Origin of the sequence: Streptococcus mitis, assembly GCF_002096835.1 — a bacterium.
GTDB lineage: Bacteria > Bacillota > Bacilli > Lactobacillales > Streptococcaceae > Streptococcus > Streptococcus mitis_W.
In genome coordinates, this window is the sequence record NZ_NCVG01000018.1 from 1 (window position 1) to 25856 (window position 25856).

Annotated in this window: 23 protein-coding genes and 1 pseudogene; 15 read left to right on the forward strand and 9 right to left on the reverse strand. The window is 42.1% G+C overall.

What is annotated here, in order from left to right:
- The first annotated feature begins 272 nt into the window (after positions 1–272).
- Together B7699_RS01795 and pepC are read left to right on the forward strand one after the other, a co-directional pair.
- Positions 273–995: a pseudouridine synthase gene (locus B7699_RS01795; RefSeq protein WP_084926979.1), complete on the forward strand. Its 723-nt coding sequence runs from the start codon at positions 273–275 to the stop codon at positions 993–995.
- Positions 996–1105: 110 nt separating this feature from the next.
- Entirely contained in the window at positions 1106–2440 is a 1335-nt protein-coding gene (pepC, locus tag B7699_RS01805) for an aminopeptidase C (protein WP_084926980.1), read from the forward strand.
- A 55-nt stretch (positions 2441–2495) separates the two neighbouring features.
- Here pepC and B7699_RS01810 read toward each other — a convergent pair whose 3' ends face one another.
- From B7699_RS01810 to B7699_RS01830, 5 genes are all read right to left on the reverse strand, one after another.
- Entirely contained in the window at positions 2496–3407 is a 912-nt protein-coding gene (locus B7699_RS01810; protein WP_084926981.1) for a PTS system mannose/fructose/sorbose family transporter subunit IID, read from the reverse strand.
- A 23-nt stretch (positions 3408–3430) separates the two neighbouring features.
- On the reverse strand, positions 3431–4234 hold the full coding sequence (locus B7699_RS01815) for a PTS mannose/fructose/sorbose transporter subunit IIC (protein ID WP_000022716.1): 804 nt from the start codon (positions 4232–4234) through the stop codon (positions 3431–3433).
- Positions 4235–4259: 25 nt separating this feature from the next.
- Complete coding sequence (locus B7699_RS01820) at positions 4260–5249, reverse strand: PTS sugar transporter subunit IIB (protein ID WP_000021970.1); 990 nt, start codon at positions 5247–5249, stop codon at positions 4260–4262.
- Positions 5250–5483: 234 nt separating this feature from the next.
- On the reverse strand, positions 5484–6503 hold the full coding sequence (gene adhP / locus B7699_RS01825; protein ID WP_000649185.1) for an alcohol dehydrogenase AdhP: 1020 nt from the start codon (positions 6501–6503) through the stop codon (positions 5484–5486).
- Positions 6504–6833: 330 nt separating this feature from the next.
- A complete protein-coding gene (locus tag B7699_RS01830) occupies positions 6834–7646 on the reverse strand; it encodes a Cof-type HAD-IIB family hydrolase (RefSeq protein ID WP_084926982.1) in 813 nt (270 codons plus the stop codon).
- Positions 7647–7835: 189 nt separating this feature from the next.
- On the opposite strand from B7699_RS01830, the gene B7699_RS01835 reads away from it, so the two are divergent.
- The 6 genes from B7699_RS01835 (at position 7836) to folK (ending at position 13912) form a co-directional block, all read left to right on the forward strand.
- Positions 7836–9254, forward strand: a complete 1419-nt coding sequence (locus tag B7699_RS01835) for an NCS2 family permease (protein ID WP_000359256.1) — start codon at positions 7836–7838, stop codon at positions 9252–9254.
- A 52-nt stretch (positions 9255–9306) separates the two neighbouring features.
- A complete protein-coding gene (locus tag B7699_RS01840) occupies positions 9307–10014 on the forward strand; it encodes a CPBP family intramembrane glutamic endopeptidase (protein ID WP_192851991.1) in 708 nt (235 codons plus the stop codon).
- 93 nt (positions 10015–10107) lie between these two features.
- Positions 10108–11082: a dihydropteroate synthase gene (gene folP, locus B7699_RS01845; protein ID WP_049502247.1), complete on the forward strand. Its 975-nt coding sequence runs from the start codon at positions 10108–10110 to the stop codon at positions 11080–11082.
- A gap of 1 nt (position 11083) precedes the next feature.
- A complete protein-coding gene (locus B7699_RS01850; RefSeq protein WP_084926984.1) occupies positions 11084–12406 on the forward strand; it encodes a bifunctional folylpolyglutamate synthase/dihydrofolate synthase in 1323 nt (440 codons plus the stop codon).
- Entirely contained in the window at positions 12387–12941 is a 555-nt protein-coding gene (gene folE / locus B7699_RS01855) for a GTP cyclohydrolase I FolE (RefSeq protein WP_000380917.1), read from the forward strand. Before B7699_RS01850 ends, folE begins: the two co-directional genes overlap by 20 nt.
- 158 nt (positions 12942–13099) lie before the next feature.
- Positions 13100–13912 (forward strand): 2-amino-4-hydroxy-6-hydroxymethyldihydropteridine diphosphokinase, encoded by an 813-nt coding sequence (gene folK / locus B7699_RS01865; protein WP_084926985.1) that lies wholly within the window; start codon positions 13100–13102, stop codon positions 13910–13912.
- Between the two features lie 45 nt (positions 13913–13957).
- Here folK and B7699_RS01870 read toward each other — a convergent pair whose 3' ends face one another.
- Positions 13958–14275: a DUF960 domain-containing protein gene (locus B7699_RS01870; protein WP_000886035.1), complete on the reverse strand. Its 318-nt coding sequence runs from the start codon at positions 14273–14275 to the stop codon at positions 13958–13960.
- Positions 14276–14512: 237 nt separating this feature from the next.
- Here B7699_RS01870 and ccpA point away from each other — a divergent pair, with 237 nt between their 5' ends.
- Both ccpA and tnpA read left to right on the forward strand, forming a co-directional pair.
- Positions 14513–15523 carry a catabolite control protein A gene (ccpA, locus tag B7699_RS01875; protein WP_001090627.1) on the forward strand — a complete coding sequence of 337 codons (1011 nt, stop codon included), beginning with the start codon at positions 14513–14515 and terminating at the stop codon, positions 15521–15523.
- 185 nt (positions 15524–15708) lie between these two features.
- A pseudogene (gene tnpA / locus B7699_RS01880) lies at positions 15709–16172 on the forward strand (IS200/IS605 family transposase).
- Between the two features lie 155 nt (positions 16173–16327).
- Here tnpA and B7699_RS01890 read toward each other — a convergent pair.
- The gene (locus B7699_RS01890) at positions 16328–17290 is read right to left on the reverse strand and encodes an asparaginase (RefSeq protein WP_084926986.1); all 963 of its coding nucleotides are present in this window, start codon (positions 17288–17290) and stop codon (positions 16328–16330) included.
- 65 nt (positions 17291–17355) lie between these two features.
- Between B7699_RS01890 and B7699_RS01895 the strand changes: the two genes are divergently transcribed.
- A complete protein-coding gene (locus B7699_RS01895) occupies positions 17356–18747 on the forward strand; it encodes a Cof-type HAD-IIB family hydrolase (protein ID WP_084926987.1) in 1392 nt (463 codons plus the stop codon).
- Between the two features lie 227 nt (positions 18748–18974).
- On the opposite strand, the gene B7699_RS01905 is transcribed toward B7699_RS01895, so the two are convergent.
- On the reverse strand, positions 18975–19427 hold the full coding sequence (locus B7699_RS01905; protein ID WP_024058091.1) for a universal stress protein: 453 nt from the start codon (positions 19425–19427) through the stop codon (positions 18975–18977).
- A gap of 161 nt (positions 19428–19588) precedes the next feature.
- Here B7699_RS01905 and B7699_RS01910 point away from each other — a divergent pair, with 161 nt between their 5' ends.
- The 4 genes from B7699_RS01910 to B7699_RS01925 all read left to right on the forward strand — a co-directional run bounded on the left by B7699_RS01910 (position 19589) and on the right by B7699_RS01925 (position 23643).
- Positions 19589–19891 carry a hypothetical protein gene (locus B7699_RS01910; RefSeq protein ID WP_192851992.1) on the forward strand — a complete coding sequence of 101 codons (303 nt, stop codon included), beginning with the start codon at positions 19589–19591 and terminating at the stop codon, positions 19889–19891.
- 155 nt (positions 19892–20046) lie between these two features.
- Positions 20047–21261 (forward strand): pyridoxal phosphate-dependent aminotransferase, encoded by a 1215-nt coding sequence (locus B7699_RS01915; protein ID WP_000666455.1) that lies wholly within the window; start codon positions 20047–20049, stop codon positions 21259–21261.
- A gap of 144 nt (positions 21262–21405) precedes the next feature.
- Positions 21406–21540 carry a 50S ribosomal protein L34 gene (gene rpmH / locus B7699_RS01920; RefSeq protein ID WP_000831905.1) on the forward strand — a complete coding sequence of 45 codons (135 nt, stop codon included), beginning with the start codon at positions 21406–21408 and terminating at the stop codon, positions 21538–21540.
- Between the two features lie 138 nt (positions 21541–21678).
- Positions 21679–23643, forward strand: coding sequence for a peptide ABC transporter substrate-binding protein (locus B7699_RS01925; RefSeq protein WP_084926988.1), 1965 nt, complete (start codon positions 21679–21681; stop codon positions 23641–23643).
- A 287-nt stretch (positions 23644–23930) separates the two neighbouring features.
- Here the strand turns inward: B7699_RS01925 and B7699_RS01935 are convergent, their stop codons facing one another.
- A complete protein-coding gene (locus tag B7699_RS01935; protein ID WP_000494451.1) occupies positions 23931–25775 on the reverse strand; it encodes an APC family permease in 1845 nt (614 codons plus the stop codon).
- Positions 25776–25856 lie beyond the last annotated feature (81 nt).

The following is a 25856-nucleotide window of genomic DNA, read 5'->3' on the forward strand; positions in this document are numbered from 1 at the left end:
TTAATTTCCTAAATCTGATACTCAATGAAAATCAAAGAGCAAACTAGGAAACTAGCCGCAGGTTGCTCAAAACACTGCTTTGAGGTTGTAGATAGAACTAACGAAGTCAGCTCAAAACACTGTTTTGAGGTTGCAGATAGAACTGACGAAGTCAGTAACATATATACGGCAAGGCGACGTTGACGCGGTTTGAAGAGATTTTTGAAGAGTATGAAACGAAAAGGAGGTTGGTCATTGAGACAGCCTCCTTTTGAGTGTGATATAATAGTTCTATGAGATTGGATAAATTTTTAGTTGCCTGCGCTGTAGGGAGTCGGACAGAGGTCAAAAACATGCTCAAGTCTGGGCGCGTGACGGTAAATGGTAAAAAAGAAAAGTCAGCTAAATTGCAGATTGATGAAGAAAGAGATGAGATTCGCTTTGATGGGCAAGTGTTGGAGTATGAAGAGTTTGTCTACTACATGATGAACAAGCCCAAAGGAGTTATCTCAGCGACTGAGGATCCCAAGCACAGAACTGTTCTGGACTTGCTGGATGATATTGCTCGGAGCAAGGAAGTTTTCCCAGTAGGACGCTTGGATATTGACACGCATGGTCTTTTACTCTTGACCAATGACGGCAAGCTTGCCCATGCTCTTCTTTCACCCAAGCGTCATGTGGATAAGACGTATCTGGCTCAGGTCAAGGGAATTATGACCCAAGAAGATGCGGAGACATTTGCCAAGGGAATTCCTCTTAAAGACTTTACTTGTCAGCCTGCTAGACTGGAGCTTGTGTCTGTAGATACAAAAAAGAATCAAAGCCAAATCCGTGTGACCATTGCAGAAGGGAAGTTTCATCAGGTCAAGCGTATGGTGGGCTATTGCGGCAAGGAAGTAGTAGACTTGCAACGTTTGACTATGGGAACTTTAGTATTGGATGAGAACTTGCAGCGAGGAGAATGGCGTCGCTTGACCAAGGAAGAGTTAGAAGCTCTCCTTGCGAATATTGCTTAATTTGATTTATATTCGAAAAGGTGAGGAAGAATATCCTTGCCTTTTATATTTTTCAGTTGCTTCCTTTGTGAAAAGAGTTATAATAGACTGTAGAATAAAAGGAGGAATCTATGAACGTGATTCAAGAATCATTTACTGATAAACTATTTGCTAACTATGAAGCAAATGTTAAATACCAAGCGATTGAAAATGCTGCCAGCCACAACGGAATTTTTGCAGCCCTTGAGCGTCGCCAAAGCCATGTGGACAATACACCTGTTTTCTCATTGGATTTGACCAAGGACAAGGTAACTAACCAGAAAGCGTCTGGTCGTTGCTGGATGTTTGCGGCTCTCAACACCTTCCGCCACAAACTTATCTCTCAATACAAACTTGAAAACTTTGAATTGTCACAGGCCCACACTTTCTTCTGGGACAAGTATGAGAAATCAAACTGGTTCTTGGAGCAAGTCATTGCGACTGCAGACCAAGAATTGACGAGCCGTAAGGTTAAATTCCTACTTCAAACACCACAACAAGACGGTGGTCAGTGGGATATGGTCGTTTCTCTCTTTGAGAAATACGGTGTCGTGCCTAAGTCAGTTTACCCTGAGTCTGTTTCATCTAGTAGCAGTCGTGAGCTAAATGCAGTCCTTAACAAATTGCTTCGCCAAGATGCTCAAATCTTGCGTGACTTGCTCGCTTCTGGCGCAGACCACGCGACTGTTCAAGATAAGAAAGAAGACCTCTTGCAAGAAATCTTTAATTTCCTTGCTATGTCCCTAGGCCTTCCACCACGTAAATTTGACTTTGCTTATCGCGATAAGGATAACAACTACCAAAGCGAAAAGGGCATCACACCACAAGAGTTTTACAAGAAATATGTCAATCTTCCTCTAGAGGACTATGTTTCTGTTATCAATGCCCCAACTGCTGACAAGCCTTACGGCAAATCTTACACAGTTGAGATGTTGGGGAATGTGGTTGGTAGCCGTGCGGTTCGTTACATCAATGTACCGATGGAACGCTTGAAAGAATTAGCGATTGCCCAAATGCAAGCAGGTGAGACTGTTTGGTTTGGTTCTGATGTCGGCCAGCTCAGCAACCGTAAGGCTGGAATCCTTGCGACAGATGTTTATGACTTTGAATCAAGCATGGACATTAAACTCACTCAAGACAAGGCTGGACGTTTGGATTACAGCGAAAGTTTGATGACCCACGCCATGGTCTTGACAGGTGTTGATTTGGATGAAAATGGGAAGTCAACCAAGTGGAAGGTTGAAAACTCATGGGGAGACAAGGTTGGTACCGATGGGTACTTTGTTGCCTCAGACGCTTGGATGGACGAATACACTTACCAAATCGTTGTCCGTAAGGAATTGCTGACAGCAGAAGAACAAGCTGCCTATGAATCAGAACCAATTGTACTCGCACCATGGGATCCAATGGGTGCCTTGGCCGAATAAAAGTATAGAAAAAAGGAATCAGATTTTAGAACCTGATTCCTTTTAAGTTGCTTGATTACATGATGTGAAGAACATGTGCCACAATACCCACTGCGAAGAGTGCAAGGATAATAGTGATTGGAGATACTTTTTTCTTAAGCAAGTACATGCAAAGGAGAGTAAGGAGTAGTCCTGATAGTCCAGGGATCAACATATCCAAGTTTTGTTGGAAAGTAGTAACTTTTTCAGGTGTTTGAGACAATCCTTGTCCTACTTGTGCGAATGCTTCTTGGATACCTTTAGATCCTTCTGGCAATTTATCCCAATGGATATAAGCTTTTTCATCTAGTTGAACTTTGGCAACATCGAAAGCAAATTTAATATTTACCCAACGTTGAACTAGGACAGCAAGAATGAACATACCAAGGATAGAAGCTCCTTTAGTGATGTCTTGAAGGATACCGCCAGACATATCTTTAGTGATTTCTGATCCAGCCTTGTATCCAATCTCTTGTGTATACCACAAGAATGACATACGAATCAAGTTCCAAAGAACGAAGAAGAGGATTGGACCTAAGATATTACCAGTAAGGGCAAGTGAAGCACCGAGTGATCCAAGGATTGGGCGTACTGTAAACCAGAATACTGGGTCACCGATACCAGCAAGAGGTCCCATCATACCGATTTTAACCCCTTGGATAGCAGCGTCGTCGATTTCAACACCGTTAGCACGTTCTTCTTCAAGTGCAAGAGTAACCCCCATGATTGGAGCAGCTACGTATGGGTGAGTGTTGAAGAACTCAAGATGGCGCTCAAGAGCAGCGACTTGATCTTCTTTTTTAGTGTAGAGTTTTTTAAGAGCTGGAATTAATGAGTAAGCCCAACCCAAGTTTTGCATACGTTCATAGTTCCAAGAACCTTGTAAGAAAGTTGAACGCCACCAAACTTTTTTACGATCTGATTTAGTTAATTGAAGTTTTTCAGTCATGATGTTTTCAGTCCTTTCTTATCTTAGTAGTCTTCTAGGATATCGCCGATTGGGTCGTTAGAAGTTGCGGCTCCTCCGCCACCATTTCCACCAGTTTTAGAAAGGTGAAGGTAGATAAGAGCGATAGCAACACCGATAGCACCAAATCCGATTAGAGTAATATCTGACACGGCAGCAAGCACGAAACCGATAGCGAAGAATGGCCATACTTCACGAGTTGCCATCATGTTGATAACCATAGCGTAACCAACGGCAACGACCATACCACCACCGATAGCCATACCATCTTTGAGCCAATCAGGCATAGCATTTAGAATGCTTTGTACTGTTTCAGTTGGTACCATTAGAAGGAGTGCTGCTGGGACTGCAATACGAAGACCTTGAAGAAGAAGTGCGACAAAGTGAGCACGTTCAACTGCTTTGAAGTCACCTTTTTTAGCAGAAGCATCAGCAGTGTGAACCAATCCGACAGAGAGTGTACGGACAATCATAGTCAAGAATAGACCAGCAACTGCAAGAGGGATAGCAACCGCTTGGGCAACACCGATACCTGTCTTAGTAAAGTCGCCACCAAGAACCATGATAATGGCAGCAGCAACAGAAGCAAGAGCAGCGTCAGGAGCTACGGCAGCTCCGATGTTAGCCCAACCAAGGGCGATCATTTGAAGAGAACCACCAAGGATAATCCCTGCTTCAAGGTTACCAGTAACAAGACCGATAAGGGTACAAGCTACGATTGGTTGATGGAATTGGAACTGGTCGAGGATACCTTCAAGACCTGCTAGGAAGGCTACAACGACTACTAAAACCATAGAAATAATAGACATCTTTAAAATCCTTTCATAAAATCGATTATTGCACGTTTGCTTTGTTGATCAAGTCAAACAAATCTTTTTTCGTGTCGTTTGGTACTTTACGTACATCAAATTCAACACCAAGGTCACGCATTTTTTCAAATGTAGCAACGTCTTCTTTATCCATAGACAAAACGTTGTTAACCATTGTTTTACCAGTTGAGTGAGCCATTGATCCAACATTAAGAGTTTTGATTGGCACGCCACCTTCGATAGCACGAAGGGCATCTTGAGGTGTTTCAAACAAGATAAGGGCATGTGTTTCTCCGAAGCGAGGGTCTTTTGCAACGTCGATTAGTTTTTGGATAGGAACAACGTTTGCTTTCACTTTACCTGGAGCTGCTTGTTTAATCAATTCTTTACGTAATTCGTCTTTAGCTACGTTATCTGAAGCAACGATGATACGGTCTGCTTTTGAATCTGGAGTCCAAGCAGTTGCAACTTGACCGTGAAGTAAACGAGTGTCTAGACGGGCAAGGTTGATTTTGAGTTTACCGTCTCCGATGACAGTTCCTTCTGGAATAGCAGCTTGGGCAACTGGAGCAGCTGCAGCGCTTGCTACTTCCTCAACTGGGTTTAGCTCTTCTGGAAGAGCCTTGATGCCATCTTTGGCTTCTTTAATGATATTAGCAGCGACTTTTTCTACACCTGCAGCAGCGTCCATGAGGCGCTCTGTGTAGGCTTGAATTAACATCGGTAAGTTCAGTCCTGTGATGATGGCAAACTTACGCTCAGGATTTTCTCCCATCACGCGACTAGCTTGGTTAAATGGAGATCCACTCCAAAGGTCAGCCAAAACTAGAACCTCATCTTCTGCGTCAAATGCAGCAACAGCGTTATTAAACTTAGCGTATAGATCATCAGGACCTTCGTTTGGCATAAAGGTTACAACTTGAACCTTTTCTTGTTCACCAAAGATCATAGATCCTGACTGATGAATACCCGCAGCAAATTCGCCGTGGCTCGCAATAATGATTCCGATACTCATTATTGTCATTCCTCCTTTTTTGTTTTAGTTTTCGTTTAAGAAAACTTTAAGACTTTTTAAGTATAAACCGTTTTCATCTAAAAATCAACTATTTATCATAAAATAATTAAAAAGATTACATCTGAAAATATTGATATATTGAGTTTTAGAGAAGTTTTTTTGAATCCTTATTTAAAAATTTAATATAAAAAAGTTGGAAGCGTATTCCAACTTTTAAAATAGGTTTTTATTAGATTAGTGGGTGAAGTCGAGTACCATACGTCCTTGAATTTGACCTTTTTCCATTTCGTCGAAAATTGCCACAGCATCTTCTATTGGACGTTTTTGAACAACTGGAACTACCAAACCTTCAGCACCGAATTGGAAGGCTTCTTCCAAGTCTTTACGAGTTCCAACGAGAGAACCGATGACTTGGATTCCATCTAGAACAGTTTTCACGATGCTGAGTTCCATCATTTCAGAAGGAAGACCAACAGCGACTACGCGACCACCGGCACGAACTGAGTCAACAGCCTGGTTGAAGGCAACTTTAGACACAGCAGTTACGACAGCTGAATGAGCTCCACCATCAGTTTTTTCCTTGATGAGTCCAGGTACATCTTCAACTTCGAGGCCGTTAATAACAATGTCCGCACCTACTTCTTTTGCAAGGGCAAGTTTGTCGTTATTGATATCAACTGCGATGACATGAGCATTGAATACTTTTTTAGCGTATTGAACAGCTAGGTTACCAAGTCCACCAGCACCGTAAAGAACAACCCATTGACCTGGTTCAACTTTTGCTTCTTTTATAGCTTTATAGGTTGTTACACCAGCACATGTGATAGAAGAGGCTTGGGCTGGATCAAGTCCGTCAGGAACTTTAACAGCATAGTCAGCAGTTACGATACATTGTTCAGCCATACCACCGTCTACTGAGTAGCCAGCATTTTTTACTGTACGGCAAAGAGTTTCACGGCCAGTTGTACAGTATTCGCAAGTGCCACATCCTTCAAAGAACCAAGCAACGCTGACGCGGTCGCCAACTTTAAGGCTTTTTACATCTGGGGCAATTTCTTTGACGATACCAACACCTTCGTGGCCAAGAACGCGTCCTGGTACTTGACCAAAGTCACCATGGGCAACGTGGAGGTCAGTGTGGCAAACACCACAGTATTCAATTTCTACAAGTGCTTCCCCAGTTTCAAGTGGACGGAGTACTTTTTCTTCAACAGCAACACCAGTGCTTTCTGGATTTACAACAACAGCTTTCATAGCTATCCTCCTTGATATTAACTGAGAGCAGGAGAAACAGGACTGGATTGATTTTATGTCAACAGAGTCGAGTGTGACGTGCTCTCTTGTATTTATATGTGAAGTATATCACAAAAGAAAGCCTTTTCCAAGGTTTTGGAGGCAAAAAGTAGAACAATCGATTAACTGGTTGATGAGACTGTGAAAAGAACACAAAGACCAGCTCGCAAGCTGGTCATACTCTTCGAAAATCAAATTCAAACCACGTCAGCTTCGCCTTGCCGTACTCAAGTACTGCCTACGGCTAGCTTCCTAGTTTGCTCTTTGATTTTCATTGAGTATCAGTATGGACTATAAGAATAAGTCTTGCAGGGTTTTGGCAACTCCGTCTTGGTCATTTGTCAAGGAAATTTGCTCATCTGCATAGGGGAGTAGCTCTGGGTTGGCATTTTTCATTGCATAACCTTTCCCAGCAAAAGCAAGCATTTCGGTATCATTGTGCTCATCTCCAAAGGCAATCAAATCTTTTTTGTCACGGTTCATTACCTTGAGCAAGTAGTCCAAAGCAAAGGCTTTGTTGACACCTTTTGGGGTACACTCAAGGATATTGAGCGGCCCTCCCCAGGTATTGATAGACAGTTGATGCTGGTAGAAGGCGTTCATTTCTTTTGCCAAGGCATACTTGTCACTGGCTCTGGTCTGTAATAGGATACAGTTAGGATCTTTGGTCACTAATTCAGGTTGAAATTGATCTTCAGGGTGGAAAGCTTCTACGCCAAATAGTTTGGGATTGGCAATTTCTTCATTAGGATTTGTAATGTAGAATTTTTTACGGTATTCTCCAGCGATAAAATCGGCTTGAATGTCCTCTGAACGTCGAACCATGTCTAGCAGATATTTTTTGTCTACAGTCAAACACTTTTCAAAATCCCAAACTTGGTCTGGTAAATGAGTAAGGGAGCCGTTGAAATTAATCATAGGAGTATTTAAGCCTAATTCACGGTAGAAATCTTTTGACATTCGGTAAGGGCGCCCTGTCGTAATAATAACCTGATGCCCTTTTCCAGTAACTTTTTTTATGGTTTCTTTGGTAAAGTCAGAAATCTGACTGTCTGAGTTGAGCAGGGTTCCATCCAGGTCAACTGCAATAATTTTTTTCGTCATAGGGACCTTTCTAGTGTCTTTTCAGATAAGATGTCTACTATTATAACAGAAAGCAGGCAGAAAAGCAGATTCGAAACAAAAAAAGAAATTTCATCAAATTCTTAAATAAATCAAACAAAGATATTGAAAAAGTGAATGATAAATGATATAATTCTATTATTGTTCGTAAAAATTAAAAGGAGATTGATAATGGACAAATTATTTAAACTAAAAGAGAACGGTACAGACGTTCGTACAGAGGTTCTCGCTGGTTTAACAACTTTCTTTGCAATGAGCTATATTCTCTTTGTAAACCCACAAATTCTTTCGCAAACAGGAATGCCTGCTCAGGGTGTATTCCTCGCAACGATTATCGGTGCAGTTGCTGGTACCCTGATGATGGCCTTCTACGCCAACTTGCCATATGCTCAAGCGCCAGGTATGGGACTCAATGCCTTCTTTACCTTTACAGTTGTATTCGGGCTTGGTTATTCATGGCAAGAAGCCCTAGCTATGGTCTTCATCTGTGGAATTATCTCATTGATTATTACCTTGACAAATGTTCGTAAAATGATCATTGAATCGATTCCAAACGCCCTTCGCTCAGCAATTTCAGCTGGTATCGGTGTCTTCCTTGCCTACGTAGGTATTAAGAATGCTGGACTTTTGAAATTCTCTATCGATCCAGGAAATTACACGGTTGCAGGAGAAGGGGCTGATAAGGCTCAAGCAGCAATTACAGCAAATGCTTCAGCAGTTCCAGGATTGGTCAGCTTTAATAATCCAGCTGTTTTGGTGGCTCTTGCAGGACTTGCTATCACAATCTTCTTTGTCATTAAAGGGATTAAAGGGGGAATTATCCTCTCTATCTTGACAACAACTGTTCTTGCTATCGCAGTTGGTTTGGTAGATTTGTCTAGTATCGATTTTGCTAATAACCATGTTGGTGCAGCCTTTGAAGACTTGAAGACAGTCTTTGGTGCAGCTCTTGGTTCAGAAGGTTTGGGAGCTTTGATTTCAGATACAGCTCGCTTGCCTGAAACTCTGATGGCAATTCTTGCCTTCTCGTTAACAGATATTTTTGACACAATTGGTACCTTGATCGGTACGGGTGAAAAAGTTGGTATCGTAGCGACAAATGGTGAAAATCACCAATCAGCTAAGTTGGACAAGGCTCTTTATTCAGACTTGATTGGTACTTCAATTGGTGCCATCGCAGGTACTTCAAACGTAACGACTTATGTTGAATCTGCTGCTGGTATTGGTGCAGGTGGACGTACTGGTTTAACAGCCTTGGTTGTAGCTATCTGTTTTGCGATCTCAAGCTTCTTTAGTCCACTTCTAGCGATCGTACCAACAGCCGCTACAGCTCCAATCTTGATTATCGTTGGAATTATGATGTTGGCTAGCTTGAAAAATATCCATTGGGACGATATGTCTGAAGCAGTTCCTGCTTTCTTCACATCTATCTTTATGGGATTCAGCTACTCTATCACTCAAGGGATTGCAGTTGGTTTCTTGACTTATACTTTGACTAAGCTTGTCAAAGGTCAAGCTAAAGATGTTCATGTCATGATTTGGATTTTGGATGCCTTGTTTATCCTTAACTACATCAGCATGGCCTTATAATAGGATGACCCAGGGGGATTTTCCCCCTTTTTGAATACAAAGGAGATAGGTGATGAAAGAGAAAAATATGTGGAAAGAATTATTGAATCGTGCAGGTTGGCTGTTAATCTTTTTTCTGGCGACAATTTTATATCAGATTCCTATAGGGGTTACTGCTATTTTAACTTTAAATGCAGTACCACTGTTGCAGTCAGGACTGATAGTTGCTGGTATTTCGATTGTGGTTCTGGTGCTATTTATTATTGGAGCTCGTAAAACGCAGTTAGCAAGTTTTAATTTTTCTTTTTTTAGAGCTAAGGATTTGGCACGTTTGGGCTTGAGTTATTTAGTTATTATCGGGTCAAATATACTTGGTTCTATCTTGTTACAACTGTCAAATGAGACGACAACAAGTAACCAGTCTCAGATTAACGATATGGTTCAGAATAGTTCTCTGATTTCCAGTTTCTTCTTACTGGCCTTGCTTGCTCCGATTTGTGAGGAAATCTTGTGCCGTGGGATTATTCCTAAAAAGATTTTCCGAGGAAAAGAGAACTTGGGATTTGTAGTCGGTACGATTGTGTTTGCTTTATTGCATCAACCAAGTAATTTACCTTCTTTATTGATTTATGGAGGTATGTCGATTGTTCTATCTTGGACGGCTTACAAGACCCAACGTTTGGAAATGTCTATCTTACTTCACATGATTGTGAATGGGGTTGCTTTCTGTTTGTTGGCTCTCGTGGTGATTTTGAGTCGGACATTAGGGATATCTGTTTAAGATTTTTGACAATTGCTTACTTGTTTCTACTGGGAAAAAGATGAATGCAATCGTGTCCATCTTTTTCTTTTTATGGTAAAATAGAGAAATAATATGATGAAAAGCCTTGAGGGAGTGAACGATATGTCAAGTAAAGCCAATCATGCAAAGACAGCTATTTGCGGAATTATCAATGTAACCCCAGACTCCTTTTCGGACGGTGGTCAATTTTTTGCTCTTGAGCAAGCACTCCAGCAGGCTCGTAAATTGATAGCAGAAGGGGCTAGTATGCTAGATATCGGCGGAGAATCGACTCGGCCGGGAAGCAGCTATGTTGAGATAGAAGAGGAAATCCAGCGTGTTGTTCCAGTGATTAAAGCGATTCGCAAGGAAAGTGATGTCCTCATCTCTATTGATACTTGGAAGAGTCAGGTAGCAGAGGCTGCTTTGGCTGCTGGTGCCAATCTAGTCAATGATATCACTGGTTTCATGGGTGATGAGAAAATGGCCCATGTGGTTGCTAAGGCTGGTGCGAAAGTAGTCATTATGTTTAATCCAGTCATGGCGCGACCTCAGCATCCTAGCTCGCTCATATTTCCTCATTTTGGATTTAATCAAGCTTTTACAGAGGAAGAGTTAGCTGACTTCGAAAAATTGCCAATCGAAGACTTGATGGAGGCTTTCTTTGACAGAGCCTTAGCGAGAGCAGAGGAAGCTGGGATTGCTCAAGAAAACATCCTGCTGGATCCAGGAATTGGCTTTGGTCTTACCAAGAAAGAAAATCTACTTCTTTTACGGGATCTGGATAAACTACATCAGAAAGGCTATCCAATCTTTCTCGGAGTGTCGCGCAAGCGGTTTGTCATCAATATTCTTGAAGAAAATGGTTTTGAAGTCAATCCTGAGACAGAACTTGGTTTCCGCAATCGAGATACAGCTTCGGCTCATGTAACTAGTATTGCTTCAAGACAGGGTGTAGAAGTGGTGCGCGTGCATGACGTAGCTAGTCACAAGATGGCAGTTGAAATTGCCTCCGCTATTCGTCTGGCTGATGAAGCGGAAAATCTAGATTTAAAACAATACAAATAAGATGAAAGAAATTGAAAATAATCAGTGGATTGCCAACTACCGGACCGACGAACCGCATTTTGGCTTGGAACGCATGGTGGAACTATTAGCTTTGCGTGGAAATCCCCATCTCAAACTCAAGGTCATCCATATCGGAGGGACCAATGGCAAGGGTTCTACCATTGCTTTTTTGAAAAATATGCTGGAAAAGCTAGGGCTGAGAGTTGGCGTGTTTAGCTCACCCTATCTCATTCACTACACAGACCAGATTAGCATCAATGGGGAATCTATCCCAGAGGCTAGACTAGAAGCCCTCATGGCAGACTATCAGTCTTTGTTGGAAGGGGAATCGGCTACCAATTTGCAGGGGACAACTGAGTTTGAAATAATTACAGCTATAGCCTATGATTACTTTGCCTCAGAGCAAGTAGATGTGGCTATCATGGAAGTCGGCATGGGTGGGCTTTTAGATAGTACCAATGTCTGCCAGCCAATTTTAACAGGAATTACGACCATTGGATTGGACCATGTAGCCCTACTTGGTGACACCTTGGAAGCCATAGCAGAGCAGAAAGCTGGTATTATCAAACAAGGTATTCCCTTGGTGACAGGTCGTATTGCTCCAGAAGCTTTGGCTGTGATTGACCGCATTGCGGAAGGGAAAGATGCGCCGAGATTTGCCTACGGGACAGATTATCAGGTCCGCCATCAAAAGAGTATGGTTACAGGCGAAGTCTTTGACTATACAAGTGTTGTCAGACAAGGTCGCTTCCAAACTGGCCTGTTGGGTTTGCACCAGATAGAGAATGCTGGGATGGCCATAGCTTTACTTGATAATTTTTGTCAAGAAGATGGTCGAGAACTAGCAAGCAATCACGTGCTTGCTCAAGCCTTGGAAGAAACAAGTTGGCCAGGGCGTTTGGAAATCGTGTCAAGAGAACCCTTGATGATTTTGGATGGGGCCCACAATCCCCATGCTATCAAGGCTTTATTAGCAACTTTGCAAGAACGCTTTGCGGATTATCGTAAGGAAATCCTCTTTACTTGCATCAAAACCAAGGCCTTGGAGGATATGTTGGACTTGTTGGAGCAAATCCCAGATACCGAGCTTACTCTGACACATTTTGACGATAGTCGGGCGACTGATGAAAGCGTGCTGGAAGAGGCAGCTAAGTCTAGAAATCTCAGCTACCAAGGTTGGCAGGATTTTCTAGAGCAGAAATTGACAGATAAAAAAGAAGAGAAACAAACAGTTAGGATTGTCACGGGTTCCTTGTATTTCTTGAGCCAAGTGAGAGCCTATCTGATGGAGAGGAAAAACGAAAATGGATACACAAAAGATTGAAGCAGCTGTAAAAATGATTATCGAGGCCGTCGGAGAGGACGCTAACCGCGAGGGCTTGCAGGAAACACCTGCTCGTGTGGCTCGTATGTACCAAGAGATTTTTTCAGGTCTTGGTCAAACAGCGGAGGAACATTTGTCAAAATCCTTTGAGATTATCGACGATAATATGGTGGTAGAAAAGGATATCTTTTTCCATACCATGTGTGAACACCACTTCTTGCCATTTTATGGTAGAGCACATATTGCCTACATTCCAGATGGTCGTGTGGCAGGTTTGTCTAAGCTAGCCCGTACGGTTGAAGTTTATTCGAAAAAACCACAAATTCAAGAACGTTTGAATATCGAAGTGGCTGATGCCTTGATGGAGTATCTAGGTGCTAAAGGAGCCTTTGTTGTCATTGAGGCGGAACATATGTGTATGAGCATGCGTGGTGTCAGAAAACCAGGCACTGCAACCTTGACGACAGTAGCTCGTGGTCTATTTGAAACAGATAAGGACCTCCGAGACCAGGCTTATCGTTTAATGGGACTATAATACTCTTCGAAAATCAAATTCAAACCACGTCAGCTTCCATCTGCAACCTCAAAACAGTGTTTTGAGCAGCCTGCGGCTAGCTTCCTAGTTTGCACTTTGATTTTCATTGACTATAAAAAGAATCCGCTTTGGGCGGATTTTTCTAGAAAGGAATCATTATGGATCAACTGCAGATTAAGGATTTGGAAATTTTTGCTTATCATGGTCTTTTTCCTAGTGAGAAAGAATTGGGGCAGAAGTTTGTTATTTCCGCAATCCTATCCTATGATATGACCAAGGCGGCTACAGACTTGGATTTAACAGCCTCTGTCCATTACGGAGAATTGTGCCAGCAGTGGACGGCATGGTTTCAGGAAACGAGTGAAGATTTAATTGAAACGGTAGCTTATAAACTGGTAGAACGTACTTTTGAGGCTTATCCTCTTGTCCAAGAAATGAAGTTGGAACTGAAAAAACCTTGGGCGCCAGTGCATTTGCCACTAGATACTTGCTCGGTAACCATTCATCGCCGCAAGCAACGAGCCTTTATCGCCCTAGGAAGCAATATGGGAGATAAACAAGCAAACTTGAAACAAGCCATTGAGAAAATGCGAAATCGAGGTATCCATATTCTCAAAGAGTCTAGTATCTTGACGACGGAGCCTTGGGGTGGTGTGGAGCAAGATAGCTTTGCTAATCAAGTGGTTGAGGTTGAAACCTGGTTGCCCGCCCCAGTTCTATTAGAGACCTTGTTAGCCATTGAGTCAGAGATGGGACGGGTGAGAGAAGTACATTGGGGGCCTCGTTTGATTGATTTGGACTTGCTCTTTGTGGAGGACCAGGTCCTTTATACAGATGACCTTATTTTGCCCCATCCTTACATAGCGGAACGCCTTTTTGTTCTTGAGTCTCTACAAGAAATTGCGCCTCATTTTATCCATCCGACATTAAAGCAACCGATCCGCAACTTGTATAATGCTTTGAAACAATAGAAAAAACTCTAGTTTTCAGTCGCTTGTAACTGAAGGCTAGAGTTTTTAAAATAGGTCATTTTCTTCTGGGAGGAGGATAGTCTCTCTACCATCCATGTCTAAAACCAAGACTCTGGGGGGATAAAGAGGGTCAAAGGGATGGTTAAAGTCAAAATCAATGGCTGTAGGGAGGTGTTGACTTGAGAAGTGGAAGGTAATTTTTCCTTGGTTATTGAGCAATTGAAACTCGAGTTCTTCTTCCAATTCAAAGACATTTTTTAAGAAATGGTCGATGATATACCAAAATGAGTCAATAACGTCATCAGGCAAGCTGGTAACAATGCCAAAACTAGCTGACCGCATGTGGGTATTGGTAAAAGCCATATTTCTTCCCCCTTTCTTTTCCCTTATCATACAGCAAATAGGATTAAAAATCAAGAAAAGGTGATTTTTTCTTCATAAACATAGCTTTCTATAAAATTTTTTCAAATAATCTTCAAAAAAAGCTTGAAAGTGTTTACAAATAGTGATAAAATGGAATAAGTAGAAGCATGAAAACGAAATTTTCATACCGTCTCTTTTTTTGGAGTCTCGTGAGGTATGATATAGAAAGGAAATGGAATGAATACAGACGATACAGTAACGATTTATGATGTCGCCCGTGAAGCAGGAGTTTCAATGGCGACGGTTAGCCGTGTAGTTAATGGCAATAAGAATGTAAAAGAGAATACCCGTAAAAAAGTGCTTGAGGTAATTGACCGTTTGGATTACCGTCCAAATGCCGTGGCGCGTGGTCTTGCAAGTAAAAAGACAACCACTGTCGGTGTCGTGATTCCAAATATTACCAATGGTTATTTCTCAACGCTTGCTAAAGGGATTGATGATATCGCTGAAATGTACAAGTACAATATTGTTCTTGCTAATAGTGATGAGGACGATGACAAGGAAGTTTCAGTTGTCAATACCCTGTTTTCTAAGCAAGTGGATGGTATCATCTTTATGGGCTACCACTTGACTGAAAAAATTCGTTCAGAGTTTTCTCGTTCTCGAACACCAGTTGTTCTTGCAGGAACTGTGGATGTAGAACATCAGCTTCCAAGTGTCAATATTGACTACAAACAAGCAACGATTGATGCAGTAACCTACCTTGCTAAAGAAAATGAGCGCATTGCTTTCGTAAGCGGTCCATTAGTGGATGACATCAATGGTAAGGTTCGTTTGGTTGGCTACAAGGAAGCCTTGAAAAAAGCAGGTATTTCTTATAGCGAAGGATTGGTATTTGAATCTAAATACACTTATGAAGACGGTTATGCCTTGGCAGAACGCCTGATTTCATCAAATGCAACTGCAGCAGTTGTAACAGGTGACGAGCTGGCAGCAGGTGTCTTGAACGGCCTTGCTGATAAGGGTGTGTCTGTGCCAGAAGAGTTTGAAATCATTACTAGTGATGATTCACAAATCTCACGCTTTACCCGTCCAAACTTGACAACTATTGCCCAACCTCTTTATGACCTTGGTGCTATTAGTATGCGTATGTTGACTAAGATTATGCACAAGGAAGAGTTGGAAGAACGTGAAGTTCTCTTACCTCATGGTTTGACAGAACGTCGTTCGACACGAAAACGGAAATAGAAAAAATCAGGGAATCGTGAAGATTTCCTGATTTGTTTTATGTGACTATTAGTCCGTCTCGCTCCGCTAGGTGCGAGACAAAAAACCACCCGCTATGCGGGTACGCGTCGAAGGTTATACCCAAAAAATCCAAACGCGATACAATAAAGGTGTTCAAGCCAATTGTAAAGAGAAAGGAGAAAAATATGGCACAAAAGGCACATAGTTTATCACACACAAAGTGGATGTGTTCTATCACATTGTGTTCACCCCTAAGTATAGACGAAAAATCATCTATAACCAATATCGCAGTAGTTTAGGCGAAATATTTCATCTCTTGTTTAGTTATAAAGGAGTTGAAATTATAGAGGGGCACTTAATGCCAGATCATGTACATATGTTAGTAAGTATTCCACCGAGGATAAGTGTTTCGAGTTTCATGAGTTATTTAAAAGGAAAAAGTGCACTCATGATGTTTGATAAACACGCCAATCTCAAGTACAAGTTTGGGAATCGGCATTTCTGGGCGGAAGGTTATTATATAAGTACAGTAGGGCTTAATGAAGCTACAATTAAGAAATATATTCAAGAACAGGAAAAGCATGATATAGCACTAGATAAATTGAGTGTAAAAGAATATGAGGATCCCTTTAGGGATAGTGGTAAGTAATACTAAAGCCTCTTTAAGAGGCAAGTGACGAGTCAAGAGCAATGAGGCTTGAACAACGTGAAAGCCAGCGTCTTTAGGCGCTGGCTGGTAATTTGGGCTTATAGCCCTGGTTCAAACCACCCGTTTGACGGGTGGTCATGATTTAGAGAAGAGACTTACCCTTCCATATAGTCTTTCAAAGCCTGTCCTGTTAGTCCGGCATTGAGGGCAATGAGGAGTTTCAAACGGGCTTTTTGGGCGTTGAGTTCTTTAACAAAGAAGACACCAGATTTTTGCAACTGCACGCCCCCACCTTGGTAGGCATAAACAGGTTCTGCAATACCGTTAAAGCATCGTGAAACAAGGGCGACTGGGATTCCTTTTTGTAGAAGGGTTTCTAATTTTTGAGCCGTTTCTTTGGGAACATTGCCCGCCCCGAAGGCTTGGATAATCAAGCCGTCTAATTGTTCCAAATCCAGCATATCAATTAGCTCATCTGTCATACCAGCATAAGCCGAGATGATAGGGACCAATCCTTGTATGTTATCAAGGTCAAAGCGAACACGAGGTTCAGCTGTTTTGAAGTAGAGGATTTCCCGCTTCGTAATCAGACCAAGTGGCCCATGTGTTGGGGTCTGGAAGGTGCCGACGTTGGTCGTATGCGTTTTGGTAACATACTTGGCAGCATGGATTTCATCGTTCATAACGACCAAAACCCCTTTGTCAGCAGCCCTATCATCACTAGCAACTCGTAAAGCACTCAGATAATTATAAACACCGTCGCTGCCGAGTTCGTTGGAGCTGCGCATGGCCCCTGTTAGAACGATAGGCATATGGGGAACTTCCATGGTATCAAGGAAATAGGCTGTTTCCTCTAAAGTATCGGTCCCGTGTGTGATCACCACTCCATCGTAGTTAGCAGCTTCCTCTTTAATTTTTTGGTAGAGGGCTAGCATATGCTTGGGTTTGATATGAGGGCTTGGCAGGTTAAAAAAGTCCAAGGCGTGGACTTGGATTCCTTCAAGTGGGTTGGACACATGGTTCATGGGATTATCTGAACTGGTCACAACAGCGCCAGAAGCATCGGCCTGCATGGAAATAGTTCCACCAGTATGTAAAACAAGGATTTTCTTAGGCATGATTTACTCACTCTTTCTGAAATGTGGTATAATCATTGTATCACAAAAGGGGAGATTGGGATAGGATGGAAGTCAAAGCTGTTTTTTTTGATATCGATGGAACCTTGGTCAACGATCGCAAGAGTGTTTTGAAATCCACTAAGGACGCGATTAAAATTGTCAAAGAACAAGGGGTACTGGTTGGCGTAGCAACGGGTCGAGGACCTTTTTTTGTTAAGGAATTGATGGATGATTTGGATCTGGATTTTGCGGTAACCTACAATGGCCAGTATATCTTTAATAAAGAAAGAGTCTTGTTCACGAGCCCAATTTCCAAGTTACATTTGCGTCATCTAATTACTTATGCTAAAAAAGAGGGCAAGGAGATTGCCCTAGGGACCAAGGATGCCATGTTGGGTTCCAAAATCATGTCCTTTGGTCTGGGTTCTTTTTCCCAACGAATCAGTCGCTTCGTTCCCTCTGTTTTAACTCGGACGGTGAGCTATTCCTTTAATCGTATGGTCAGCAAGGTTGTTCCCCAAAAGGAAGAAGACCTGCTTCATCTGATGAATCAGCCTATCTACCAAGTTTTGATGCTGATGACACCAGAAGAATCTGAGAAGGCAGCAGCTGATTTTGAAGACTTGAAATTGACACGTAGCAATCCTTTTGCAGCGGATGTCATCAATCAAGGAAACTCTAAATTGGAAGGCATACGCCGAGTCGGAAAAGAATATGGCTTTGACCTCAACCAAGTCATGGCCTTTGGTGATTCGGATAACGACCTAGAAATGCTGGCGGGTGTCGGTATGTCGGTCGCTATGGGAAATGGTAGTAGCAGTGTCAAGGAAGTTGCCAAGCACATTACCACCAGCAATCAGCAAGACGGAATCCACAAGGCCTTGGAACATTTTGGTGTTCTGGCCTCAGAAAAAGTCTTTGTCAGCCGTGACTATCATTTCAATAAGGTCAAGACCTTCCACCACATGATGGATGAACGAACCCAAGAAGAACCTCGAGCTTGGGATTTAGAAGGTGCAACCCACAGGGCTGGCTTTAAAATAGAAGAATTGGTGGAATTTGTTCGAGCTGCCAGTCCTTCTGAAGAGGACTTTGATCAAGCTCTATTGCAACTTCATCAAGCTCTTGATAAGGCGGCAGATAAAGTAGCCAAGAAGACCCCTGCTCAGCAAGATTTGATAGGGCAAGTGGATGCCTTGATTGACACACTTTACTTCACCTATGGTAGTTTTGTCTTGATGGGGGTGGACCCAGAACGTATTTTTGATATCGTCCATCAGGCTAATATGGGGAAAATTTTCCCAGATGGCAAGGCTCATTTTGATCCAGTGACCCACAAAATTTTAAAACCAGATGATTGGGAAGAAAAATATGCTCCAGAACCTGCTATTAAAAAGGAACTGCAGCGTCAGCTCAAAGCTTATGAACGTCATAAAGAGAGAAATAATACTCAATGAAAATCAAAGAGCAAACTAGGAAACTAGCCGCAGGCTGCTCAAAGCACTGCTTTGAGGTTGTAGATAGAACTGACGAAGTCAGCTCAAAACACTGTTTTGAGGTTGCAGATGAAACTGACGAAGTCAGTAACATATATACGGCAAGGCGACGTTGACGTGGTTTGAAGAGATTTTCGAAGAGTATAAATAGTAAACAAAAAGGAGCGCTGAGCTCCTTTTCGTTGTAATTATAAGGTTTTTTCTTGTTCTCTCACAACCAGCAAATCGACCTTAGCATGGCGGAGAATGTATTCAGATGAAGAGCCGACCAAGAGGCGTTCAAAGGCGTTGAGACCAGTTGCACCAACGAGAATGAGATCAACTTCTTCTGCATCTGGAATAGTACGTGCCAGTAGGGTTTTTGGATTTCCCATTTCAATGACGATATGAACATCTGCCACACCAGCATCCCTGGCACGTTTTTCGTACTCTTTCATCAGACTTTCAGCGTCGACTTGGAGTTCTTCGTAAACTTCAGCATCAAAGGTGGATACGCTTTGGAGTGCGCGTGTGTCAATGACATGTGCGATGGTGAGTTTAGCGTCGTTTCGTAGAGCAGAATGAACTCCCTTGACAAAAGCCAAGTCCGCTTCTTTAGAACCATCGATTGCGACCATGATATTTTGGTAACGTTGTGCCATAATGAAACCTCCTGAAATTTTCTTACTATAATTGTAAACCTTTTCACTATAGAAGTAAAGCAAAAAAAGTATTTTTCAAAAGAATATTAGCGCTTAAAATCTATATAAATATATGATAAAATAAAAGAAAGGATAGCAGGAAAGAAGTGAAGGGAGGGATAATGATGAAAAACTCTTTTCAAGAAGCAAAAAAATCAAATTTCCTTTATTATGGAATCATCCTAGTTTCAGTCTTGCTAGAAGTTATCATGGTCTGGCAATTAGAGAGTCTGATACCGCTTCTTTATCCAGGGTTTATCGGATTTTTAGTCTTTCACCTACTCTACCATCTAATCTTATTCCTAGTTGCAAAACGAAGTGGGCGCTGGGACTACTTGATGATATGGGGGCTTTTCCTCATGTTTAATCTTCTCTATGACTCCTTTTTAGGCCTGCTTTTTCTAGGTTTATCTTTTGGTATGTGATGTTTTTTTGCAAAACACCTGCTATCTCCACTGTCTTGACCTCGCTCTTAGTGAGGTTTTTCTTCTGTAGGATTTTAGTAACACATTTCAGTAAACTTGTCGCATTCTCTTTCTAGTGGTATAATGTTACTATCTCGATGAATTGAGGAAACAAGATGAAAGAATATAACAAGTCTAGTAAGTTAGAGCATGTTGCTTATGATATCCGTGGTCCTGTTTTGGAAGAAGCCATGCGGATGCGAGCAAACGGCGAAAAGATTTTACGTCTGAATACAGGAAATCCAGCAGAATTTGGCTTTACAGCGCCAGACGAGGTCATTCATGACTTGATTATGAATGCGCGTGATAGTGAAGGTTACTCTGACTCCAAAGGGATTTTCTCAGCCCGTAAGGCCATCATGCAGTATTGCCAATTGAAGAAATTTCCAAACGTAGATATTGATGATATTTACCTTGGAAATGGTGTCAGTGAGCTGATTGTCATGTCCATGCAGGGACTTTTGGACAATGGAGACGAGGTCTTGGTGCCAATGCCAGACTATCCTCTCTGGACAGCCGCTGTCAGCCTGGCTGGGGGAAATGCTGTTCACTATATCTGTGATGAGGCTGCAGAATGGTACCCAGATATTGACGATATCAAGTCAAAAATCACTTCCAATACCAAGGCAATCGTCCTTATCAATCCAAACAACCCAACTGGAGCCCTTTATCCTAAGGAACTTTTGTTGGAGATTATTGAGATTGCCCGTCAAAATGATTTGATCATCTTTGCGGATGAAATTTACGACCGCATGGTAATGGATGGACATGTGCATACGCCTGTGGCAAGCTTGGCACCAGATGTTTTCTGTGTCAGCATGAATGGTCTGTCAAAATCTCACCGTATCGCTGGTTTTCGTGTAGGTTGGATGGTCTTATCTGGACCTAAGACACACGTCAAGGGCTATATTGAAGGTCTCAATATGCTGTCCAATATGCGTCTTTGCTCTAACGTTTTGGCCCAACAAGTCGTACAAACTTCCTTGGGTGGTCACCAGTCAGTCGATGAATTGCTTCTTCCTGGTGGACGAATCTATGAGCAAAGAAACTTCATCTACAATGCTATTCAAGATATTCCAGGCTTGTCTGCCGTTAAACCCAAGGCGGGACTCTATATCTTCCCGAAAATCGACCGCAACATGTACCGTATCGATGATGATGAGCAGTTTGTCCTTGATTTCTTGAAGCAGGAAAAGGTTCTCTTGGTTCATGGTCGAGGCTTTAACTGGCAGGAACCAGACCACTTCCGTATAGTTTACCTTCCTCGTGTTGATGAACTGGCCCAAATCCAAGAAAAGATGACTCGTTTCTTGAAACAGTATCGTAGATAGGGCTTACATTCGAAAAAGCTGGAAACATTTGCCTAGGGCTATTGACAAAAGTGAAAGAATCAGATAGAATAGTAAAGTATGTTTAGTAACTGATCACTTTATAGCCGGCTAAACGAATACAAAATCTATGAGGAGGTATTCATCGTGAAACGTACTTATCAACCAAGTAAACTTCGTCGTGCGCGCAAACACGGATTCCGTAACCGTATGTCAACTAAAAACGGTCGTCGCGTATTGGCAGCTCGTCGTCGTAAAGGACGCAAAGTTTTGGCTGCATAATCCAAACGAATTATATCAAAAATCAGTAGGAACTCGAGTCTACTGATTTTTATTTTTGTAAAAAAAGTTAAAAAGGCTTTATATTTTTGCTCAAATAGTGTATAATATTTCACATACTGTAAAAAATGGAGAATAATCATGAAGAAATCAAAAGTTATGCTTTTTGGAGCTATGGCTTTGACAGCAGGTCTAGCTCTAGCGGCATGTGGGGCATCCCAATCAAGCAATGCAGACAAGACTTACTCTTATATCTTTGTCAATAACCCAGATACCTTGGATTATATTACCTCTACACGAGACTCTACATCTAGTATCACAACCAACTTGGTTGATGGTTTGTTGGAAAATGACCAGTATGGCAATCTCATCCCGTCTATGGCTGAGTCATGGACAGTGTCAAAAGATGGTTTGACCTACACTTATAAGATTCGTCAGGGAGCTAAATGGTACACTTCTGAAGGAGAAGAGTATGCGGATGTAACAGCTCATGACTTTGTGACTGGTCTTAAGTATGCGGCTGATAAAAAGGCTGAAAACTTGTACTTGGTACAAGATTCTATCAAGGGTCTAGCAGACTATGTTGAAGGGAAATCATCTGATTTTGCAACTGTTGGTGTTAAGGCGGTGGATGATTACACGCTACAATATACTCTCAACCAACCTGAGACTTATTGGAACTCTAAAACAACAGCAAGTATTCTTAGTCCTGTAAATGAAGCTTTCTTGAAGTCTAAGGGAGATGACTTTGGAAGTGTGACACCATCAAGTATCTTGTCAAATGGTCCTTACTTGTTTAAGTCCTTCACATCAAAATCTTTGATTGAGTTTGATAAAAACCCTAACTACTGGGATAAGGACAATGTCAAAATTGAGAAAGTGAAACTTTCTTTCTTTGATGGTTCTGACCAAGACAGCATTGCAAGAGGCTTCTTGGATGGTAACTATACTGATGGTCGTATCTTCCCAACAAGTTCAGTCTTTGCTGAACTCAAGAAGGGGAATGAGGACAAGATTACCTACACACCACAAAACTCAGTTACTTTCTATTATCTTTTCAACGTTAATCGTCAAAGCTACAAGCAAACTATGAAACAGTCTGATAAGGAAAAGACAGATTCACGCGCAGCTATGCAAAATAAAGATTTCCGTCAAGCTATCAACTTTGCCTTTGACCGTCATGCTTATGCAGCACAGACAAATGGCGAAGATGGAGCAGACCGTATCTTGCGTAATACAGTAACACCAAGTAACTTTGTCCAAGTTGGTGATAAGAACTTTGGTGATATTGTTAATGAGAAAATTGTCAACTACGGTAAAGATTGGGCAAATATCAACCTAAACGATGGTAAGCAAGCCTTCTTGAATCCTGAAAAGGCCAAAGAGAAGTTTGCGAAGGCCAAAGAAAGTCTGCAAGCTCAGGGAGTAACTTTCCCAATTCATTTGGATATGCCAGTTGACCAGACTGCTAAGTTAGATGTGCAACAGGCCGGTTCTTTCAAACAAACAGTGGAAGAAACCCTTGGTAAGGAGAATGTGGTCATCGATGTTATCCAACTATCTCCAGATGAAAAAGACCAAGCAACCTACTTTGCAGATACAGCAGAACAAAAGGACTACGATATCGACATCTCAGGATGGGGTGGAGATTACTCAGATCCTAAGACTTACCTAGATATCCTTGATCCAGAGACAGGTTCTCAGTTGAAAAACATGGGCTTGTCTGAAGGGAAAGATAAGGAAGTTAAGGACAAGATTGGTCTTGCTGACTACAAGAAACTCTTGGATCAGGCAGACGCAGAAATCACAGATACTCAAGCCCGCTATGAAAAATATGCTGAAGCCCAAGCTTGGTTGACAGATAGTGCCCTCTTCCTACCAGTTCAAAGTGGTGGAGCTAACCCAATCTTCCGTAAGACTGTACCGTTTACAGGACCATTCTCATTCGTTGGTCATAAGGGAAATGCGGACAACTACAAATATGTTGAATTGCAAAAAGAGCCAGTCACTGCTAAACAGTACCAAGAACTCTATGAAAAATGGCTGAAAGAAAAAGCTGAGTCAAATAAAAAAGCTCAGGAAGATTTAGCTAACCACATTCAATGATATTCCTAGTCATGCTTTTCAGTTAATACTCTTCGAAAATCTCTTCAAACCACGTCAGCGTTGCCTTACCGTATATATGGTTACTGACTTCGTCAGTTCTATCTGCAACCTCAAAACAGTGTTTTGAGCTGACTTCGTCAGTTTCATCTACGACCTCAAAGCAGTGCTTTGAGCAGCCTGCGGCTAGCTTCCTAGTTTGCTCTTTGATTTTCATTGAGTATAAGCATAGTGAATGGATTCAGAAAAAGGCCTTACCAGAGCTTCTTGCTTCTGGTAGGGCCTTTTCTTTATTCTTTTAAGTGATAGGAATAGCTAGCGACAACGACGTCTTGGTGCCAACGAAGGGCGTATTTGAGTTTGAGACTCATCTGATTGTGTAGGATATTTTGCCAAGGTTTATTAGGGATAAACTGGGGTACCAGAACAGTGACTGTATAGTTCTTTTTCTGGGCATCCTCAGAGATTCGTTTGACATACTTGACAGTAGGGGTGATGATGTCGCGGTAGCTGGTCTTGATGTTCTTCAGAGTAATGGTTGGGAAGTAATCGGCAAATTCTTGGAGAATTTCTTGGTCTTTCTCTGCTGTTTCCTTAGTAGAAATGTGCATGGCTAAGACTTCATCACCGATACTTTGAGCGTAGTTAATGGCTCCGACGCTAACTCGGGTGACATTTCCTACTAGGACGAGGACAAGATTGCCATCGTAGGTACGTTTTTCGATGCCTTCATAGAGACGTAGTTGTTGGGCCACTTTTTGGTAATGACTGTGAATGGCCAAGAAAAGTAGGGTGAGTACGAGAATAATCGGGAAGAAAGGCCAGATATCACTGAGACGGAAAAAGAGCAGGATCAGCACGATAGCGTAGCAAATGATGGCTCCAAGGATATTGGCAAGGGCAGGTTTTAAGAAATTTGTCCCTTTTTCTTTTTTCCAATGGCGAATCATCCCAGTCTGAGATAGGGCGAAGGGAACGAAGACCCCGATAGTATAAAGGGGAATCAAACGTTCGGTATTGCCATTAAAAATGAGAAGAAGAATCATAGCCCCAAATGCCAGAGTTAAAATTCCATTAGAGTAGCCTAGGCGGTCTCCTTTTTCCATAAAGAGATGGGGCATGTATTTGTTTTTAGCCATATTGTAAGCTAGCATAGGGAAGGCCGAAAAGCCGGTATTTGCAGCTACGGCCAAAATTAAGGCTGTGGAGAATTGGAAGGTATAATAGCCAAGGTGGCCTAAGAAGGAATTACCAAGGATACCTTGAGCCATCTGTGAGAGGATGGTTTCTCCGTGTTGCGGCATAATTCCCATCCAGTAGTTTAGGAAGGTAATACCAGCAAACAGAAAACCTAAAATCAGTGACATGATGGTCAAGGTCTGAGCTGCATTCTTTTCTTTCGGAGCCTTGAAAAAGGGAACGGCATTTGAAATAGCTTCAACCCCTGTCAGAGAGGCAGAACCACTGGTAAAGGCTCTTAGAATGAGAACGATAGACAGACTCGGTACAGCATGCCCGATAGGAGAAGTTGCCTGATAGCTGAGAGAACCAGTTACTAGTTGAAAGATTCCATAGAGCAAGAGAAAGACAGTACTGATGATAAAGAGATAGACAGGAATCATCAGTGAACTGGCAGATTCTTTTAAGCCCCGTAAATTCAAGAGCATAAGCAAACAAACTAGAAAAATGGAAATGTGGAGGTTGTAAGGGTGGAGAGCAGGGAGAGCTGCTGTGATAGCATCGGCTCCAGATGACACCGATACCGCCACAGTCAGCATGTAGTCAACCAGCAGACTACCTCCAGCAATTAAGCCAAGTTCGGGAGATAGATTTTCTCGAGTAACCATATAGGCCCCTCCTCCTTGAGGGTAGGCATGGATGATTTGACGGTAGGAGACGGTCAGGCTAGCTAGGAGCAGGAGGACAAAGAGGCCGATAGGAAGACTCCACCATATCGCAAGAGGAGAGAGACTAGCCAAGACGAGGACTACTTGCTCAGGCCCATAGGCAATGGAAGATAGAGCGTCGCTTGACAACATGGCCAAGGCCTGCATTTTTCCCAGCAGACCTCCCTCGCCTTCTGTTAAGGACTTAAGAGGACGACCGATAAAGGTCTGTTTTAATTTTGTAAACATTGTATTTTCCTTTTCTGAAAATTTCAATAAGTGCTATTATACTGCTTTGGGAAAATAGCGTCAAGAGACGACGATGGATTT

Coding starts and splice junctions, on each gene's coding strand:
- B7699_RS01795 (WP_084926979.1), top strand. CDS start 273: ATGAGATTGGATAAATTTTTAGTTGCCTGCGCTGTAGGGAGTCGGACA.
- B7699_RS01890 (WP_084926986.1), bottom strand. CDS start 17,290: ATGCCTAAGAAAATCCTTGTTTTACATACTGGTGGAACTATTTCCATG.
- B7699_RS01850 (WP_084926984.1), top strand. CDS start 11,084: ATGAAAGAAATTGAAAATAATCAGTGGATTGCCAACTACCGGACCGAC.
- folE (WP_000380917.1), top strand. CDS start 12,387: ATGGATACACAAAAGATTGAAGCAGCTGTAAAAATGATTATCGAGGCC.
- folP (WP_049502247.1), top strand. CDS start 10,108: ATGATGAAAAGCCTTGAGGGAGTGAACGATATGTCAAGTAAAGCCAAT.
- ccpA (WP_001090627.1), top strand. CDS start 14,513: ATGAATACAGACGATACAGTAACGATTTATGATGTCGCCCGTGAAGCA.
- B7699_RS01810 (WP_084926981.1), bottom strand. CDS start 3,407: ATGACTGAAAAACTTCAATTAACTAAATCAGATCGTAAAAAAGTTTGG.
- folK (WP_084926985.1), top strand. CDS start 13,100: ATGGATCAACTGCAGATTAAGGATTTGGAAATTTTTGCTTATCATGGT.
- B7699_RS01815 (WP_000022716.1), bottom strand. CDS start 4,234: ATGTCTATTATTTCTATGGTTTTAGTAGTCGTTGTAGCCTTCCTAGCA.
- adhP (WP_000649185.1), bottom strand. CDS start 6,503: ATGAAAGCTGTTGTTGTAAATCCAGAAAGCACTGGTGTTGCTGTTGAA.
- B7699_RS01840 (WP_192851991.1), top strand. CDS start 9,307: ATGAAAGAGAAAAATATGTGGAAAGAATTATTGAATCGTGCAGGTTGG.
- B7699_RS01925 (WP_084926988.1), top strand. CDS start 21,679: ATGAAGAAATCAAAAGTTATGCTTTTTGGAGCTATGGCTTTGACAGCA.
- B7699_RS01910 (WP_192851992.1), top strand. CDS start 19,589: ATGATGAAAAACTCTTTTCAAGAAGCAAAAAAATCAAATTTCCTTTAT.
- B7699_RS01935 (WP_000494451.1), bottom strand. CDS start 25,775: ATGTTTACAAAATTAAAACAGACCTTTATCGGTCGTCCTCTTAAGTCC.
- B7699_RS01835 (WP_000359256.1), top strand. CDS start 7,836: ATGGACAAATTATTTAAACTAAAAGAGAACGGTACAGACGTTCGTACA.
- B7699_RS01905 (WP_024058091.1), bottom strand. CDS start 19,427: ATGGCACAACGTTACCAAAATATCATGGTCGCAATCGATGGTTCTAAA.
- B7699_RS01870 (WP_000886035.1), bottom strand. CDS start 14,275: ATGGCTTTTACCAATACCCACATGCGGTCAGCTAGTTTTGGCATTGTT.
- B7699_RS01915 (WP_000666455.1), top strand. CDS start 20,047: ATGAAAGAATATAACAAGTCTAGTAAGTTAGAGCATGTTGCTTATGAT.
- B7699_RS01895 (WP_084926987.1), top strand. CDS start 17,356: ATGGAAGTCAAAGCTGTTTTTTTTGATATCGATGGAACCTTGGTCAAC.
- B7699_RS01830 (WP_084926982.1), bottom strand. CDS start 7,646: ATGACGAAAAAAATTATTGCAGTTGACCTGGATGGAACCCTGCTCAAC.
- B7699_RS01820 (WP_000021970.1), bottom strand. CDS start 5,249: ATGAGTATCGGAATCATTATTGCGAGCCACGGCGAATTTGCTGCGGGT.
- pepC (WP_084926980.1), top strand. CDS start 1,106: ATGAACGTGATTCAAGAATCATTTACTGATAAACTATTTGCTAACTAT.